Origin of the sequence: Rhizobium sp. 007 (assembly GCF_015353075.1) — a bacterium.
GTDB lineage: Bacteria > Pseudomonadota > Alphaproteobacteria > Rhizobiales > Rhizobiaceae > Rhizobium.
In genome coordinates this window covers 967,645-985,385 of the sequence record NZ_CP064188.1, presented here as the reverse complement: position 1 = coordinate 985,385, position 17,741 = coordinate 967,645, and the positions used below count along the sequence as shown (strand labels likewise).

16 protein-coding genes and 1 pseudogene are annotated in these 17,741 nt (G+C 58.8%); 5 read left to right on the top strand and 12 right to left on the bottom strand.

The genetic code is table 11. From position 1 onward, the window contains the following. Nucleotides 1–93: 93 nt before the first annotated feature. The 11 genes from ISN39_RS25815 to ISN39_RS25765 form a co-directional block, all read right to left on the bottom strand. On the bottom strand, nucleotides 94–753 hold the full coding sequence (locus ISN39_RS25815; RefSeq protein ID WP_194731005.1) for a peroxiredoxin: 660 nt from the start codon (nucleotides 751–753) through the stop codon (nucleotides 94–96). Between the two features lie 98 nt (nucleotides 754–851). Beyond that, on the bottom strand, nucleotides 852–1,433 hold the full coding sequence (locus ISN39_RS25810; protein ID WP_194731004.1) for an alpha/beta fold hydrolase: 582 nt from the start codon (nucleotides 1,431–1,433) through the stop codon (nucleotides 852–854). A 118-nt stretch (nucleotides 1,434–1,551) separates the two neighbouring features. Then, a complete protein-coding gene (gene msuE / locus ISN39_RS25805; protein ID WP_194731003.1) occupies nucleotides 1,552–2,112 on the bottom strand; it encodes an FMN reductase in 561 nt (186 codons plus the stop codon). A gap of 294 nt (nucleotides 2,113–2,406) precedes the next feature. Next, the gene (locus tag ISN39_RS25800) at nucleotides 2,407–3,738 is read right to left on the bottom strand and encodes a hemolysin family protein (protein WP_194731002.1); all 1,332 of its coding nucleotides are present in this window, start codon (nucleotides 3,736–3,738) and stop codon (nucleotides 2,407–2,409) included. 167 nt (nucleotides 3,739–3,905) lie between these two features. Then, nucleotides 3,906–4,670 carry a FadR/GntR family transcriptional regulator gene (locus tag ISN39_RS25795; protein ID WP_194731001.1) on the bottom strand — a complete coding sequence of 255 codons (765 nt, stop codon included), beginning with the start codon at nucleotides 4,668–4,670 and terminating at the stop codon, nucleotides 3,906–3,908. A gap of 24 nt (nucleotides 4,671–4,694) precedes the next feature. Continuing rightward, entirely contained in the window at nucleotides 4,695–5,756 is a 1,062-nt protein-coding gene (locus ISN39_RS25790) for a four-carbon acid sugar kinase family protein (protein WP_194731000.1), read from the bottom strand. Continuing rightward, entirely contained in the window at nucleotides 5,753–6,745 is a 993-nt protein-coding gene (locus ISN39_RS25785) for an oligopeptide/dipeptide ABC transporter ATP-binding protein (RefSeq protein WP_194730999.1), read from the bottom strand. Before ISN39_RS25785 ends, ISN39_RS25790 begins: the two co-directional genes overlap by 4 nt. After that, entirely contained in the window at nucleotides 6,745–7,749 is a 1,005-nt protein-coding gene (locus tag ISN39_RS25780; protein WP_194730998.1) for an ABC transporter ATP-binding protein, read from the bottom strand. The genes ISN39_RS25785 and ISN39_RS25780 overlap by 1 nt, the downstream gene beginning before the upstream one ends. Beyond that, nucleotides 7,749–8,708 (bottom strand): ABC transporter permease, encoded by a 960-nt coding sequence (locus ISN39_RS25775; protein ID WP_074072113.1) that lies wholly within the window; start codon nucleotides 8,706–8,708, stop codon nucleotides 7,749–7,751. Before ISN39_RS25775 ends, ISN39_RS25780 begins: the two co-directional genes overlap by 1 nt. Before the next feature lie 2 nt (nucleotides 8,709–8,710). Further along, nucleotides 8,711–9,667 (bottom strand): ABC transporter permease, encoded by a 957-nt coding sequence (locus tag ISN39_RS25770; protein WP_194730997.1) that lies wholly within the window; start codon nucleotides 9,665–9,667, stop codon nucleotides 8,711–8,713. 133 nt (nucleotides 9,668–9,800) lie between these two features. Then, on the bottom strand, nucleotides 9,801–11,447 hold the full coding sequence (locus ISN39_RS25765; protein ID WP_194730996.1) for an ABC transporter substrate-binding protein: 1,647 nt from the start codon (nucleotides 11,445–11,447) through the stop codon (nucleotides 9,801–9,803). Nucleotides 11,448–11,729: 282 nt separating this feature from the next. On the opposite strand from ISN39_RS25765, the gene ISN39_RS25760 reads away from it, so the two are divergent. The 4 genes from ISN39_RS25760 to pdxA all read left to right on the top strand — a co-directional run bounded on the left by ISN39_RS25760 (nucleotide 11,730) and on the right by pdxA (nucleotide 16,260). Next, nucleotides 11,730–12,635 (top strand): dihydrodipicolinate synthase family protein, encoded by a 906-nt coding sequence (locus ISN39_RS25760; protein WP_194730995.1) that lies wholly within the window; start codon nucleotides 11,730–11,732, stop codon nucleotides 12,633–12,635. Nucleotides 12,636–12,645: 10 nt separating this feature from the next. Further along, on the top strand, nucleotides 12,646–13,833 hold the full coding sequence (locus ISN39_RS25755; protein ID WP_194730994.1) for an exo-alpha-sialidase: 1,188 nt from the start codon (nucleotides 12,646–12,648) through the stop codon (nucleotides 13,831–13,833). Nucleotides 13,834–14,111: 278 nt separating this feature from the next. After that, entirely contained in the window at nucleotides 14,112–15,245 is a 1,134-nt protein-coding gene (locus ISN39_RS25750) for an iron-containing alcohol dehydrogenase (protein WP_194730993.1), read from the top strand. Between the two features lie 28 nt (nucleotides 15,246–15,273). Continuing rightward, nucleotides 15,274–16,260 carry a 4-hydroxythreonine-4-phosphate dehydrogenase PdxA gene (pdxA, locus tag ISN39_RS25745; protein ID WP_074072118.1) on the top strand — a complete coding sequence of 329 codons (987 nt, stop codon included), beginning with the start codon at nucleotides 15,274–15,276 and terminating at the stop codon, nucleotides 16,258–16,260. An 8-nt stretch (nucleotides 16,261–16,268) separates the two neighbouring features. On the opposite strand, the pseudogene ISN39_RS25740 reads toward pdxA, so the two are convergent. Further along, nucleotides 16,269–17,021, bottom strand: a pseudogene (locus ISN39_RS25740) (Gfo/Idh/MocA family oxidoreductase); the annotation flags it as partial. 130 nt (nucleotides 17,022–17,151) lie between these two features. Here ISN39_RS25740 and ISN39_RS25735 point away from each other — a divergent pair. Then, entirely contained in the window at nucleotides 17,152–17,739 is a 588-nt protein-coding gene (locus tag ISN39_RS25735; protein WP_040115676.1) for an ANTAR domain-containing response regulator, read from the top strand. The last annotated feature ends 2 nt before the right edge of the window (nucleotides 17,740–17,741 follow it).

Here is a 17,741-nt window from a genome sequence, read left to right as displayed (position 1 = left end):
GATTGTGCAAAGGATCGGGGACAAAGGATCGGGCGTATCTCCCGCTTCCGTGGTCAATGCGCGCCGATCCTATCATGTCCGCGGAGGCCCCAATCAGCCGGTCGGCTGCTTGGTCTTCCTGAGATAAGGAAGGACGGTGTCGAAAGAGCCGAAGCGCGAGATCGCGTCATCGTTCGAAACCGCAGCCGTGATGATGACGTCTTCCCCTTGCTGCCAGTTAGCAGGTGTCGCTACCTGATGCTTGGCCGTCAACTGGATGGAGTCGATGGCACGCAGGATTTCATTGAAGTTGCGGCCCGTCGTCATCGGATAGGTGAGGATGAGCTTGATCTTCTTGTCGGGGCCGATGACGAAGACGGAGCGCACGGTGGCGTTGTCGGCCGGCGTGCGGCCTTCCGAGCTCTCGCCTGCGCCTGCCGGCAGCATGTCATAGAGCTTGGCGACCTTGAGATCCTTGTCGCCGATCAGTGGATAGCCGACATCGAAACCGGTAGCCGTCTTGATGTCGTTCTTCCACTTGCCGTGGCTTTCCACCGGATCGACGGATATGCCGATGATCTTGACACCACGTTTACTGAATTCCTGTTCGAGCCCGGCCATCGCGCCGAGTTCCGTCGTGCAGACCGGGGTGAAGTTCTTCGGATGCGAGAACAACACCGCCCAACCGTCTGCAATCCACTCATGAAAACGGATTGGTCCCTGCGTCGTCTCGGCGGAGAAATCTGGTGCAATATCGTTGATACGAAGGCTCATGGGTAGGTTCCTCTCTCCTGGATCACCGTTGAATTTCATCTTTCGCTAGCGATATACGCTCATCTTGGCCGACAGCAAGCGGCTTGCGGCAGCACGCTTCAAACATTGGTGAGCGATCGCGTGCCTTCAACCTGCCGCCGGTGGCGGGTTCGGCTCTTCAACGCTGTCAAAAGGCCATACCCGCTCGGCCAGCGCCCGAATCCGCTTGCAACATTGATATGTCCGGCCAATCCGATGTTCCTGAGGTCGGATTTCCAGAGGCGCGCAAACATCGTCAACCGGTCAAGGCTTATATGGATATCGTTGAGACTTCCGACGACGATGCTCGCAAATGGAAGCGCCTTGGTCGGCATCGTCCCAAAGTCGAGGTGGCCGGGGTGGAGTGCTTCTGTCGAAGGCAGATCGCATGGCGCAACAAGAAGGGCTCCTCTGACGCGCCGAGCCGATGGCCGACCTGCCAACTGAGCCGCCAAAAGGCAACCGAGACTGTGAGCGACAATATAGGCATCGTCCTCCTCGGCTAGTGTCTCCTCAAGTCTGAGCATCCAGTCGTGCAAGCGGGGCCGATCCCAATCGTCCTGTTCGACAAGCCGGCTGTCCGGATGCTCCCTCAACCAATGGTGCTGCCAGTGCCCCTCGCCTGAACCGAAGAGGCCGGGTAGAATGAGTATTCGGCTCATCGCGACACGCCTCTTCGTAAGTCAAACCTCGACATGCTGCGGCATATGATTGCGGCCGTGCACCGGGTTGTCTGCATCGGATCACTCTTTGTCCCGCGAGGATATCAAGCGTTAAACGTTATTCGGCGGCCGCGAGGATCGCGTCGTCTGCGGGAAAGAAAGCTGCAAGTTCGCTCACAACTTCGCCAATCCTCTTGGACAGTGGCTCCGAAGAAACCCTGTAGTCCGCGAAATCGCGGTCCGATCCATAGACGGCCGTCGGCAGAGTGTGGGACATGAAGAAACCGAAGAGCGGCCGCAGTTGATGCTCGACCATCAGAGCATGCCGGTCTCCGCCGCCAGTTGCCGTGATGATGATCGGCTTTGCGCGCAATTCATCGGGGTCGATAAGGTCGATCAAATGTTTGAACAGACCGGGATAGGATCCCTTATAAGTCGGTGAGCCGACGATCAAAACGTCAGCGCTGACGATCGCGTCGATGACGCCCCTCGCCTGATCGTCCAGGTCCTTTCGCCATAACGCACGGCCGAGCGATGGGCCAACATCGTGCAGATCATAAACGGTACGCTCGAAGCCATATCTTTGAGCCGCGCGATCCGCAACGTCTTCAACGAGTGCGTAGGTCTTCGAAGGACGATTGAAGCTGCCGGCAATTCCGACCAGTCGCAAAGCGGCCATCTGTTTTCCTTTCCGATTTGAATGGTGAAACAGACTATTGTCTATAAATTTAATAGATAAAAGGAATGAGGATTTCCCGTAATGGACGACAGGGAAATTTCTTTCTGCCCGGCGATTGATTGGCATCTATGAACCGCAGGTGCCGGAGCTCCAGATGCAGCGTCTAATCGCCGGGAATCGAGTTTATGAAACCTGATAATGGCAGGCATAATTGCAGTTGCGGTAGAGATTTCAAAAGTCGTTGGCGATCGGATACATCGGATCAGTCATCTGGCATCGGCAATGGCAGCCAGCCTAGATATCCGCTCCTTGCGTCGAACTGCGCGTCGCCAAGATCTTGTCGATGCGCATACCATCCATATCGATGACCTCGAATCGCCATCCGTCAAACTCGAAAACCTCACCGGTCTCCGGGATGTGCTGGAGCTGATGAAGGGCAAAGCCCGCAAGCGTATGGAAATCAGCATCCGGTTTATTGCGCAGGCCTAGTTTTTCGAAAGCGTCGAAGGCCGGCATCATTGCATCAACAAGCAGTGAGCCGTCTTCGCGAACGACGATAGCCGGTTCCTCGTCGGACCCCGGCAGTTCCCCGGCGATCGCCTCCAGCAAGTCCGTTTGCGTGACAATCCCCTCCAGACTGCCATATTCGTCGATGACGATAGCGAGGTGGACCGGTGACGCCTTGAAGCTGCTGAGCACGCGGACCACCGAGGTTCCTTCGTGAAGCACCAGCGGCTGCTTGATGACATCCATCGGCCGGATCTTGCCGCCGTCCAAAACTTGATCGAGCAGGTCCTTCTTAAGAACCATCCCGATCGGCTCGTCGATTGAGCCGCGAGCGACGAGAAGCTGTTCGTGCCTGCATTCCCTAATCGTCCTCAGGATTTCTGCCTCGCTGTCGTCGGCGTCGAACCACTCGACATCGAGACGCGGTGTCATGACGTCGGAGATTGGTCTCTCGCCGATATTGAGCACGCGCTCGACGAGCTGCTGCTGCACCTGGTTGAGAAGACCCGCCTCCTGGCTTTCGGCCACCAGCAACTTCAGCTCTTGCGGTGAATGGAAGGAGGATTCGCCAGTTCCGGCATGAAGGCCGAAAGCACGAAGCACGAGGTTACCCATACCATTGAGGGCAAATATCGCCGGCTTGAATATGATAAGAAAGAACCCAAGCGGCCGGACCACGGCCAATGACGTTCCCTCGCTACGCTGGAGAGCGAGGCTCTTCGGTGCCAGTTCGCCAAGCACGATGTGAAGCGCCGTTATGATCACGAACGCAATGACGACTGCGATGGCATGAGAGCCTGTCCTAGCCCAGTCACCGGGCAGCCATGTCAATAGCGGCTCGATCAGATGCGCCAGGGCCGGTTCGCCGACCCAGCCCAGAGCGAGCGAAGAGATCGTTATGCCGAGCTGTGTTGCCGCAAGGTTTGCATCGAGATTGTCCACGGCCCGCTGAAGCGCTGAAGCGTTCATACGTCCGGCGGTCACGAGCTCGGTCACGCGGCTGCGCCTGACGGAAACCAATGCGAATTCGGCAGCCACGAAGAAACCGTTGGCGCCTACGAGAAAAAACACGGCAAGAATCCCGACATAATCAAGAATACTGCCATCTTGGCCCGTCATGAGTTGATCGTCCCTAACTGTTGAAGGAAACAATATCGTAGCATGTGCAAGCGCAAACGGGCACGCGCCAATAGAGACTGTTTTGTCTTTTCCATGAGAGGAGCGCAGACGAAAGTGTCGATCGCAAACCGTGGCAGCGACCGACCTCCGTGCAGCGTCGCTGATGCCTAAAAGGAAAGGTCGAGAACCCGGCCCTCGAAGAGGCGATCTCTCGATCCTTCAAGATGGGCCTGCATCAGATCCCGGGCGTCGTCTGCCCGGCCGTCGGCAATTGCCTTGTAGATTTCATCGTGTTCCTGAAACACTTTCTGAAGCCCTTGTCGGGGGCCGAGAAGCGAGAGCCCATGCAGATGCATACCGACCGCGATATGCGGTTTGAGGGCGTCCATGGAGGCCGTGTAATAGTGATTGTTCGCAGCCTCAGTGACAGCCCGATGAAACAGGAAATCGGCGTCCGTTCGATGAAGCTGGTGATTCGTCGCCTCGCGAAGGTCCGCAAGCGCTGTTGCGATCTTCTCAAGCGCTGCACTGTCGCGGCGTTTGGCGGCGAAGTAGGCCGCCGCGGGCTCGATCGTCAGGCGGAATTCGTAGCAACGCTGAATGTCCGCGATCGTCTTGACAGGCGAGTAAGCCAGTTGCGCGGCAGGCGAACCGTGGGCGCTGACGAAGGTTCCTGCCCCCTGTCGGGCATAAACCATGCCCTGGTCGCGCAAGCGTGCGAGCGCGTCGCGAACGATCGGGCGCGATACGCCGAGCATCGAAGCCAGTTCATGCTCTCCCGGCAAGCGTGAATCAGGAGGATAGTTTCCGGCGCGAATACGCTCCAGAAGCTGGTCGAAGACGCGATCGACCAGCTTCACGGCCTTTCCGCGTTCTGGCTTTGCAGCTGGGCCGGTGCCCGCGTTCAAAGATGCGCCATTTGCTTCATCCACGTTCATTCTCCCCGCCGGCATCCGCTACGCCGCCTGATTCCGCACAATCAGTCTTAGCAAACTATCGGCGCTGCCGAAGCCCCCGGACTTTACCGCAGAACGGAGATGCCGCCCGTCTGCGGCTGTAACGTCGAACCACGGCACACCTGCCTCGATTTCACCTTTCGGGACAAGGATGCGGATACCAAGCTCGCGAAACACCGCAAGCGCAGTATCGCCACCGCCAACCATCAATATATCCGGCCGCGTATCGTCCATGGCCGATTTTACGCCTTTCGCAAAGCGATGGGCTACGGCTGCAGAATCATCTGCTATTTCGCCGCTACAGCGAAGCAGAGCCGGCAGCGCCAAGCCTTCGCCGCATTCCACAACCCCCATCGGTGCGTCGGCGACCGTGCGCAAGGCACCGGATGCCTCAAGGTGGTCCATCTGCTGGGCCGTAATCGGATCGCGGGAACCGAAGGCAAAGAGCGTCTTGCGGGCCGGCTCAAAGGTTTGGCTTTGCCCGCCTGCTTTACCCAGGCGTCGGGCCAGGGCCGCGCCAAGGCCACGCGCGCCGACGGCAAGAACCGAACGCCAATCATTTTCGCCGGCGATAGAGTCGAGGTCAATATCGTCCTCGGCATCTGCAACAGCAACTGTTTGCGAATGGTTGGCAAAAAGCTCGGCAACCGGGATCGGATTATCGACACCGCGCCCGACGACGCAGCCGCGATAGGTAAAGCGCTCCTGATCTGGAACCGCCGGCGCGACCAGAACCGACTTGAAGGCGAATACCTCGGCAAGGGCCGAGCTTTCGGCAGCGACGTTGCCTTTTAACCTGGAATCGATCTTCTTCATGACGATCGCAGGTTCGGCGGGCAGCAAGACCTCTGCTGCGAGCCGCACCCTGTGTGCGGCGGCATCCTCGGCAAGAGCACGCGAGGCTGTGTTGATCACGACGACATCGGCGCTCATCGCAATCGCCTCTTTTGTCGCCTCGACATCAATGGCAACCGCAACCGCAAGCCCTGCCTTCACGAACGGCGTGCCCGTATCGAGCGCCCCGGTCAGATCGTCGGCAATGATGGCGACTTTCAGCGTCATGTCGTCTGTCCCGTATTGACGGCGTGGCAGGCAACGAGATGGCCGGGTTTTGCTTCCTTCCATTCCGGAACGAGCCTGCTGCAGACATCGATTGCGATCGGGCAGCGGGTGTGGAAGCGGCAGCCGGGCGGCGGGTCGAGCGGACTTGGAACGTCACCCTGCAGGATCTGGCGCTTGCGGCTTCGCTCGTGAGAAGGATCGGTTTCCGGCACGGCCGAAAGTAGCGCCTTCGTATAGGGATGCAGCGGATTACCGAACAGCTCTTCGCGGCTGGCAAGCTCGGCAAGCCGGCCGAGATACATGACGCCGACGCGCGTGCTGATATGGCGGACGACCGCCAGGTCATGCGCGATGAAGAGATAGGTGAGGCTGTATTTTTCCTGCAGGTCGAGCAGCAGATTGATGATCTGTGCCTGGATCGACACGTCGAGCGCTGAGATTGCCTCGTCGCAGACGATGAATTTCGGCTGGCAGGCAAGCGCACGCGCGATGACGACGCGCTGGCGCTGGCCACCTGAAAGCTCATGCGGATAACGCTGCGCAAAGCGCGTCGGCAGCCCTACATCACTCAGGAGGGTTGCGACCCTGCCCTTGAGCTCGGCCTTGGCGCACAACTTGTGGAAGAGGATCGGTTCGCCGATCGCCTCGCCGATCGTCATACGCGGATTGAGCGTCGAATAGGGATCTTGAAAGACGATCTGCAGGTCGCGGCGGAATGGCCGCATTTCCCTTTCGCCAAGCCTCGACAGATCCTGACCCTTGTAGACAACCTTGCCGCTCGTCGCCTTGTAGAGATTGAGGATCGTGAATCCGGTCGTCGATTTGCCGCAACCAGATTCCCCGACAAGGCTCAAGGTCTCGCCTTCCATGATATCCAGATTGACGTTGTCGAGCGCATAGACGGTTGCCGAGCGCTCGCCGAAAGCGCCGAGCTTGACGTGGAAGTGCTTGACCAGGTTTTCGATCTTAAGAAGCGGTTCCGCGCCCATCACGCAGCCTCCTGCATTTTCTGGACCACAAAACATGCGGCGCGGTGGTTGGCGGCTCCAGCCAAAGGTTCAAGCTTCGGAACGCGCTCGTGGCAGATCGCCTCGACAAGCGGACAGCGCGGGGCAAACGGACACCCCGTCGGACGGCGGCCGGGCTCAGGCGGTGTTCCCCCAATCGAACTTAGACGGCTTGCAGGCGCATCCGAAAGCTTAGGGATCGACGCAAGCAGCCCCCGCGTATAAGGATGGCTCGGCCGGGCATAGAGCTCATCGACCGGCGCATCTTCGACGACAGTGCCGGCATAAAGCACGGCCACGCGATCGACGAGACCTGCAATCAGCGCCAGATCGTGCGTGATCCACACGACCGACATGCCAAGCTTGGCCCGCAGCTCCTTCACGAGATCGACGATCTGGGCCTGGATCGTGACGTCGAGCGCCGTGGTCGGTTCGTCGGCGATCAGAAGCTTCGGATTGCAGGCAAGGCCGATTGCGATCATCACGCGCTGGCGCATGCCGCCGGAAAGCTCATGCGGGTAGGCCATCAGGCGTTCCTCAGGGCCGGGAATACCGACCAGTCGCAGGAGTTCGACCGCCCGTACGCGGGCATCTGCCTTGCTCATCTTGCGATGATAGATCAGCGGTTCGCAGATCTGGTCGCCGACACGCATCACCGGATTGAGCGAGGTCATCGGATCCTGGAAGACGAAGCCGATTTCACCACCCCGCACCTTCCGCAAATCGGCGTTCGACATCGTCTGCAGATCGCGTCCGTCGAAATATGCCGTGCCCCTGGCGACCTTGATCTTGTTTGGCAGGAGCCGCATCAGGCTCAGCATCGTCAAGCTCTTGCCGCAGCCGGACTCGCCGACGACGCCGAGCGTTTCGCCTTTGTTGACGTAAAGATCGATGCCATCGACCACGACGGCGGTACCGCGGCGTGTCTCGATCTCGACGGTGAGGTCGCGCACATCCAGAAGGCGTTCAATGGTCGTCGTGTTCATTACTTGCTGCCCCGCGGATTGAGCGCGTCATTGAGACCGTCGCCCAGGAAGCTGAAAGCAACCGAGGCAAGGCCAAGCACAGCCGCCGGCGCGGCAAGTAGGTGCGGATAATGCTGCCAGACACGCAGGCCATCAGAGATCATGTTACCCCAGCTGGGCGTGGGCGGATTGACCCCGACACCGAGGAAACTGAAGGCGCTTTCAAGCACCATCGCCGTACCGAGACCGGCGCTGACGGAAACGATCAGCGGACCGAGCGCATTCGGAATGACGTAGCGCTTGATGACGATCCAGTTCGAAAGGCCGAGCGCCTGCGCCGCCGTGATATAGGGCCGGCTGCGGATCGACAGGACCTGGGCGCGGACGAGACGGGCGTAAGGCGGCCAGGCGATCAGGGCCATTGACCCGAAAACCAGGATGAAATCCACCCAAACCGTCTGACGATAAAAAGGATTGAGCGTCTCCAGGTAGCGGGCCTCCATCCAGTTGGTTATCGGCGATTTCAGCGAAGCGTTGATGACGACGACCAGGAGCAGGTTCGGCACGGACATGGTGACATCGGTCAGCCACATCAGGACGCGATCAAACGGATCACCGAAGAAGCCAGCGACAGCGCCGAGGGTCAGTCCGATCAGAACGGCGACGAGCGTGACGATCACGGCGACGAGAAAGGCAGTGCGTGTGCCGTAGACGACGCGGCTGAAGACATCCCGGCCAAGATCATCGGTGCCGAATAGATGTGTCAGCGAGGGCGCGGCGTTGCGGGCCCCAAGGTCCTGGCCCAGGTAGTCATAGGGCGTAAGGTATGGTCCCAAGACCGCTGCGAGGGCCAGCACAAGGACAACGGCGAGGCCGAAAAGGGCAAGTCTGTTGCGCTTCAGGCGGAACCAGGCATCGCGCCACAGGCTGACCGGCGGTTCTTCGGCGGTCTCGATCGTCGAGAGGGGGACGGCGGACATTGTCAGCGGCTCCTTCTTGCATCGTTGGCGCGTGGGTCAAGCAGCGGATAGAGAATATCGACCAGAAGGTTCGAGACCATGACTAGGAAGGATCCGATGAGCGTGATCGCCAGGATGACGGGATAATCGGAATTCGTGAGCGCCTGCACGGTCAGGCGGCCGAGGCCGGGTAGGCCGAAGACCAGTTCGACGAAGATCGCACCGTTGACGATGGTGATCATGATGAGCCCGAGCTGGGTGACGACCGGGGTCAGCACCGGGCGCAGGATATGCCTGAGAGCGACGACGATTTCCGGCACGCCCTTGGCGCGTGCCGTGCGTACAAAGTCCTCCGACAGCACTTCAATGACTGCCGCACGCGTCTGGCGTACGATAAGCGCGATCGGCTGAAAGGACAAAACAATCAGGGGCAGCAGAATGCGGACATCAAAGATACCGCCCCAGCCGTAGGGAACCTTGATCATCGGCAGGAAGACGATCAACCCGACCATGAGCAGCGGGCCGGCGACATAGGCAGGAATTGCCCATAAGAACAGGGCCGAGCCGAGGATCGTATAGTCGAGCTTGGAATTCTGATTGAGCGCTGCGATCATGCCGAGGGGGATGGCGACGACCGCTGTCAATATGATGGAACAGAGCGCCAGTTTGAAGGAAACGGGGGCGGCTGCCGAAACCATCGCCCAGACCGAGCGGCCCGAGGTCAGCGAATTGCCGAACTGGCCATGCAGCAGGTTCCAGATGTAAAAGCCGAACTGCTCGATGAATGGTTTGTTGAGGCCGGCGCTCTCTCGAATGGCTTCGATACGCTCCGGATTATAGGCGACGTCGCCCGGTGCACGAAGAAAGATCAGCTTGATCGGATCGCCGGCACCGTAAAATGCCATCGCATAAACCGCCATCATCACGACAAGGACGGACGGAATCCAGATGGCAAACCGCGTTAACACGTAGCGAAACAAAGCCACCTCCACCTGTTGTTCGGCGCAGTTTTCACAGGGGTCGCCGCGGACAACCGCGCCTTCTGCTTGAACATGCGCGAAGGCCTTATGGTCTTCGCGGTTGCTGTTCAGCTACAAAGATCGGCGAAAGCCGTCATGCTTGGCCGATGGAAATGTCCCATGGTGCAACGACTTGCCAGTCGAGGTTCTTCTCCATGCCCTTGACCTCCTTCGTCGCCCAGCGGGACATCGCCTGAGAATACCATGGAATGAAAACCCAATCGTCGCGGAACGCCTTTTGAGCCTCCTGCGCCAGTTTCACGCGCTGCGGGTCGTCGGCAGCCTTGGTCGCGGCTTCGGCAAGCAGGCTGTCCACCTTGTCGTTCTTGTAACCGCCGAGCTTGTTCTGGGCGTTCGAGGACGTGGAGGCGATGGAACCGGCAAGATAGGAAACGGCATCCGGGACGCGCGTGCCGACATCGTCGCGGAAAATCTGAACCGAGTTCTGGTCGGGCCCGGCATAGGCGTCCTGCTGCGGCTTCATGTCGACTGCGGTAATGCCGAGGTTCTGGCGCCACTGTTCCGCGATGAACTGGGCAGCTGCCTGGATCGCGGGCGCCGAGACGCCGACGAACATGATCTTCGGCAGCCGCTCGGGACCACCATAGCTCGATTCAGCAAGCAGCTTCTTTGCGCCTTCCGGATCAAAGGGATAGGGTTCGAATCCGGAGCCGTCCGCACCTGGCACGGAATTCAGGATCTGGTCTGCCTTCTTGTGCGGTCCATCCGGATAAGACGCCTTGAAAAGACCGTCGCGATCAACCGCCATGATCAGTGCCTGACGCACTTTCGGATCGTTCATCGGTGCACGCGAGGTGTTGAACCAGAAGTGCTGGCTCGTAGGAATGATCGGGCCTGCCGAAAACTCCGGGCCGAGATCCTGGATAATCGTCGAGGTGACGAGTTCCGTGTGGACGTTGTATTCACCGGAATTGATGAGCGAAGTCGCCGTCACGTTGTCTTCGATCGAGCTGATCTCGATGCGAGCAAGCTTCGGCTTCGCACCGAAGAAATTCTCGTTCGGCTCAAATGTCAGAGTCCCTGCGTCGATGTCGATGCTCGTGAGCTTGAAAGGACCCGAATAGACGGCATTGTTGTCCGGCTTATACCAGTCGGCAATCTCCTCGCCGTCGCTGCCTCTCGACTGCGACGCCTTGGTCACCGGAATAATATGGTTTGCCAGGCGCATGAAGAAAATCGGGTCAGCTTGCGTGAGCGTAACAGTGACCGTTCCTTCATCCGGCGTTGCAACCCCGGTAAGCTCAGTGCCGGAACCGGCTCCGATCTCTTTGTAGCCTTGCACCTTGCTCAGCACTTGGTCGGCGCGCTGGCTCTTGGTGTTCGGCATCGAGGCCACTTCCCATGAACCCTTCACATCCGCCGACGTGATCTTGCTGCCGTCGGAAAAAACAGCTTTCGGATCGATCTTGAAGGTCCAGACCTTGTTGTCGGACGATTCCCAGCTCGTGAATACATAAGGCTGCAACTTGCCTTCTGTGTCGAAATACATCGGCGATGCCCACCAGAAAGAATTCCAGCGGAAGGTTCTGCCGCCGCCGCGCAGCGGCGACCAATCCTGGTCGAAAGCCGGATTGATGGCTTTCAGAACCTGACCTTCCTCGGCCATGACAACACGTGCGCTCATGCCGAACATCGTCAGGCCGACGCCTGCCGCGAGGCCGAGTTTCAGCGCATCACGGCGCGAAATTTGTGAGACAGTCTGGTGCTCGCGAATTGTCATCTGCTCCTCCCATGAGCATTCAATGCGCCCTCGAAAGCCCTCCCCGAGCCAGCGCGATGGAATGAGCCGCAGAGTTGCGCGACAATGTAAATCTGTCAATTAAAAACTCGAATTTCAGGCTTCAAAATTCTTGATGTGAATTTTTATGACGTTATAACAGTCACTTATGCTTAATTCCGCAGCAACACAGAGCTTGTAAGATTGACAACAACTTATCCTATGAACGAAAACACTGGGGCAAAAAACGCATAAATGCGCTGTCGCTCTGACGAGGAGGAAGAGATGAGCAATCATAAAATTACAGGCGTCTTCAGCGCCGCAACCACGCCTCTCAACGCTGACAGCAGCCCAGATCTTGGCCTTTTCACCGAGCATTGCCAACGTCTGCTTTCCGAGGGATGTCACGGTGTGGCGCTTCTCGGCACGACGGGCGAAGCGAACTCATTCTCGATCGCTGAACGGCGCACCATTCTTGAAGCGGCCCTGAAAGCCGGCATTCCAGCCGAAAACCTTCTGCCGGGGACCGGCGTTGCCGCCATTCCCGAAACCATCGAGCTCACCAATCATGCGCTTTCACTCGGAGTGACGAAGGTCGTGATGTTGCCTCCCTTCTACTACAAGGGCGTATCGGACGATGGCCTCTTCAATGCTTATTTGCAGATTCTGAGCCGAGTGAACGACAGTCGCCTGCGCGTCATTCTCTATCATATCCCGCAGGTCTCCGGGATTCCGATCTCGATCCCATTGATCGGCAGACTGGTCGACGCCTTCCCCGAAACCGTGGTTGGCATCAAAGAATCGGCAGGCGATTTCAATAACATGCAGGCAATCATCGCCGCCCATCCCGGCTTTTCGGTGCTCTGCGGCGCAGACCCATTGCTGCTGCCTTTGTTGAAGGCAGGTGGTGCCGGCTGTATTACGGCCACGTCCAATTTGGTCGCCTCTTCGCTCCGCACCGTCTATGACCACGTTCACGACGCGACACGCGCCGCAGAGGTCCATGTGGCGCAAGACCGTATCAATGCCTATCGCACGCTTTCGAACTCCTATGTGCAGATCCCGGCGATCAAGGCGATGGTCGGCCTCAAGACGGGCGTCAGCGCGTGGAAGCGCACGCGTCCGCCACTGGTAGCGCTCAATGACGCCGAGTATGCGGCTTTGTCCGAAAACTACGCGCAGCTGCCATAAGGAGAACATCATGAGCCTGACAGCTTTGCCGCCACAACAGGTCCCCGCATTGATGACCGGCCTCATCAAGCCGAATTCCGCTCACGCTGGCCGCGCAGACGCCTACCTGCCCTCGCCGTGCATCCAAAATCATGCCGCCAACCTCGCCTTTCTCCCCGACGGGACCTTGAGCTGCGTCTGGTTCGGCGGCACGATGGAGGGCATGGGTGACATATCGGTTTACATGTCGAAGCTCGCCCCGGGCTCCACGCAATGGTCAGAGCCGCAGAAACTTTCAGACGATTCTTCAAAATCCGAGCAGAACCCTTTGATTTTCAAGGCCCCTGACAAGATCGTGTGGCTGCTTTACACATCGCAGACCTCCGGCGATCAGGATGGCGCGGTTGTCAAATGTCGAGTATCCGACGACGACGGAAAAACCTTCGGGCCGGTCCGGCTTCTTTGCGATCTGCCTGGAACCTTCGTCCGGCAACCGATCGTGGTCAACTCCAAAGGAGACTGGCTTTTGCCGGCATTCCGTTGCGTCAGTCTGCCGGGTCAACGCTGGAGTGGCGATGCAGACACCGCAGGCGTGCTGATTTCCCGCGATCAGGGGAAGTCCTGGATGATGACCGACGTTCCTGACAGCCTCGGCGCAGTCCATATGAACATTCTGGCACTTGGCAAAGGCAGGATGATAGCCTACTTCCGCAACCGCTTTTCGGAGAACGTCCTCTCGGCTGCGTCCGAAGACGACGGCGAAAGCTGGTCTCGTCCACGTCCGATCAACCTGCCGAACAACAACTCGTCCATCCAGGCTGTTTTGCTGAAGGACGGCAGGATTGCAATGGTTTACAACCACAGCAATGCCGAGACTTCCAACGCGCGACGCAGATCGCTTTACGACGAGATCGAAAGCGATCAGATGGAAACGGACGCCGCTGCGGCGGTGACATCGGGCCGCAAGGCAGTATGGGGCGTGCCGCGCGCGCCTCTCAGCCTTGCCGTATCGGACGATGGCGGTGCAAACTTCGATCGCCTTGCCGATCTCGATACCGGCGACGGCTATTGCCTGAGCAACAATTCCAAGGATTCGCTCAATCGCGAATTCTCCTATCCCTCAATCGTTGAAGGCCCGGACGGAACACTGCACATCGCCTATACCTATTATCGTCGGGCAATCAAATATGTCCGGCTTCCGGCTGAGGCACTCGGCTAGTCAAGTCACCGTCGATAATTGACAAATATACGTTCAAACCGCAGGGGTGCTTTTCCAATAGTGCCCGCACGGCACCGGCGCCGACGCCGTTTGTCATTACTAAACAAAATCAAATCGATATGTAGTTTGTGCGCGCTCCATTTTCGACGTCGCCCATCCAGACTTTTCATGATCTTTCGAGTGTCTGAGCATTTTTCTTGCCAGAAACGTACAGCTGATATAACAACTTTACATCACTGACGGCGATCGGCCGTTTCTGTTAGGGAGGAGCCGCTTTCATGGCCAGTCTGGGTTCGCCTATCACGACCATCAGGCCGAACATCATCGAGTTCGGCATCGGCACGGCTGGCAAACTCGGCAAATGGGCCGCAGAGAAAGGCTACCACCGCACGCTCGTGATTTCGGATGCCTTCAACGCTTCACGCATCGATGCTCTCGCGATCCAAGGCGAGGTCGCAGTGTTTGGCGATGTCACACCGGAACCCGACATCAGTAATCTCGACAGGGTGCTGAGTGCCGCCAACGCCGCCCGGGCGGAACTCATCGTCGGCTTCGGCGGCGGCAGCGCCATGGATCTTGCCAAGCTCGCCTCCGTACTCGCCGGTTCGCCGCAAAGCCTGCGCGAGGTCGTCGGACCGAACAAGGTTCAGGGGCCGCGCAAAGTGGCGCTCGCACAAGTGCCAACGACATCCGGAACCGGCAGCGAGGCGGGCATCCGCGCGCTGGTGACCGATCCTGAAACGATGGCGAAACTTGCCGTCGAAAGCGTCCACATGCTCGCCGATATCGCCGTCATCGACCCGGCGCTGACCTTTACCGTTCCGCCCCGCACGACGGCTGCGACCGGTGTGGATGCAATGGCGCATTGCGTGGAGGCGTTTACCAATCGCAAGGCGCATCCGATGATCGATATCTACGCGATCGAAGGCACGCGGCTCGTTGGCAAATATCTGGCACGTGCTGTCAGGGACGGTGCCGATGCAGAAGCGCGCGCTGGCTTGTCACTTGCCTCCCTTTATGGCGGTTTCTGCCTGGGACCGGTCAATACGGCGGGCGGTCACGCCCTCGCCTATCCGCTCGGCACTCGCTGGCATGTCGCGCATGGCGCTGCAAACGCACTGATCTTCCCGCATGTGCTGGCCTTCAACACACCGTCCGCTCCGACGAAGACGAAGGCGGTCATGGAAGCTCTCGGCCATCCCGCTTCGGAAGAGGTCAAATCCGTCTTCGCAGCCGCCTATGAGTTCTGCGCGGAACTCGGCATCGAGATGAAGCTGTCGGGTTTGGGTGTGCCGGAAAGCGGCCTCGACCAGATGGCCAACGATGCCTTTGCCATCCGCCGCCTGCTCGATAATAATCCGCGCGATCTGACACGCGACGACATCCGCTCGATCTATGAAGCCGCCTTCTAGGCCGGCCCTTTCAAAGGGAATTTGACTGATGGTCAAAAATGCAAAAGTCGCAGTCACGCTCGGCGATCCGGCAGGCGTTGGCCCGGAAGTCATCGTCAAGGCGCTTGCGGCAATGCCAAGACAAGAGCGCCGCGATTTCGTGATCGTCGGCAACAGCAAAGTACTGGAGCGCGCCTGCCGCACGACCGGCATCGACCTGCGCTTCGGGCCATCTGCATCGGAAGACGGATCAACCATTGCCGTCGAGGAGGTGGCGCTTGACGGCAGCCTTCCCGAAATCGGAAAGATCAGTCCCGTCGCAGGCGACGCTTCCGTTCGCTACATCAGCCGCGCCGTCGAGCTTGCGATGTCGGGCGATGCGGACGTCATCGTCACCGCGCCGATCAACAAGGAGGCAATGAACCTTGCCGGACATCACTTCGACGGCCACACGGGCCTGCTTGCGCATCTGACCGGCTCGAAGAGTTCGTTCATGCTGCTTGCCTCTGACCGCCTCAACACGATCCATGTTTCGACGCATGTCTCGCTGCGGGGTGCCATAGAGCGCGCCAAGACGGACCGCGTCATTGCAACGATCGAAGCTGGCCATAACCACTTTGTCCGCCTTGGCAAGAAACCGCGGATCGCCGTTGCCGGCATCAACCCGCATTGCGGCGAAAACGGCCTCTTCGGCACGGAGGACATGGAGTTTCTCACGCCTGCGGTCGAACTGGCTCAGGCCAAGGGCATTGACGTGGTTGGCCCGATTTCGGCCGATACCGTCTTTGCGCGTGCCTATAACGGCGCCTTCGATCTGGTGATTGCCCAGTATCACGACCAGGGCCACATTCCGATCAAGCTCGTTGCCTTCGAAACGGCCGTCAATGTGTCGCTCGGCCTTCCGATCGACCGCGTCTCCGTCGATCACGGCACTGCATTCGATATTGCTGGCACCGGAAAGGCAAACCACGCCAACATGCTTTCGGCGATTGCCTATGCGCAGCTGATGGCGCGTTCGCCCCGCCAGCGCGCATAGTCAAAACGTTACAGATAGTCTACCCACACGCCGCCGGCATCGGCAGAGCGCACGCAATTTTCCACCCAGCGCACGCCTTCGAGCCCCGCATCGATCCCCGGAAACGCCAGGCCTTCGATGCCCTCCGGTGCAAGACCGTGCTCCTTGTTAATGGCGAATCCGAAGCGCCGGTAGAGGTTTGCCCAGCCTCAAAGATGCCTTCTGGATGGCCGCCACCGATGCAGTCGTCGATCCTTGCTCCGGGGTAGATAGCCCATGCCACGTTCCAAAATGCGCGCCGGCTCTCCCTGGACCTCGTAGGAAAGCTGGTTCGGCCGCTCGTCCCACCATTCGATGCTCGCCTTTTCGCCGACGATGCGCACCTTCTGTCCGTGCATGGAGCCCGCATTGACGGCGCTCGACCAGACGGTGGCGATAGCACCGTTGTCGTATTCCATCAGCGTAACGGCATTGTCTTCAAGGGGCGCGCGGCTTTTGACAAAGCTCTGACGGGCGCACATCAACTGCTTGATCGTCAAATGCGGCAGGATCACTTCCGAGATATAGAGCGGGTGCGTTCCAACATCGCCGAGCACATAGCTCGGGCCTGCGGTTGTCGGATCGACGCGCCAACGCGTGGAAGGGTTCTGATCCTCGACCGGCGCACTGTGAAAACCATGGGCAAATTGCAGATTGACGATGCGAATCTCGCCGAGATCGCCATTCTTCACCATAGCCCGCGCCTGCTCGATCATCTGATGACCGGCATAACCATAGGTGAGCGCATGATTGAGAAGCTCCTGAAGAAGGTTGCGGATTTCTAGAAAGCGCATTTTTTGTGCATCCGTTTTTTATGCTTAATTTTGCGGCTTTTAACTTGCCTGTTTTATTGCGGTGCGTCATAAACGGCGCATGAGCCGTTTCGACCTGACAATTCTGGTCATAGATGAAAATGCGATCCGCGCCTCGATCATCGAGGAGGGGTTGCAGGAGGCCGGCCACACGCGCGTCACCGTCATTCACGAGGTCCAGGGCGTCGCGCGCATCATCGAAACGCTGAAACCGGACGTTATCATCATCGACATCGAGAACCCGAACCGCGACATGATGGAGCACCTATTCCAGCTGACACGAACGATCAGTCGGCCGATCGCGATGTTTGTCGATCGATCCGATACGGCTTCCATCGAAGCAGCCGTTGATGCCGGCGTCTCTGCCTATATCGTCGACGGGCTGAAGAAGGAGCGGGTCAAACCCATCCTCGATATGGCCGTCAGCCGGTTCAATGCCTTCAGCCGCCTGCAGCGGGAGCTCGCCGATGCAAAGTCGGCGCTCGAAGAGCGCAAGGTCGTCGAGCGGGCCAAAGGCATCTTGATGAAGATGCGCGGCCTTTCGGAGGAACAGGCATTCGCCCTGCTGCGCCAGACGGCGATGAACGAGAAGAAGAAGATGTCCGAAATCGCACAAAGCGTCGTGACGGCCGCAGGGTTGCTGATGTGACC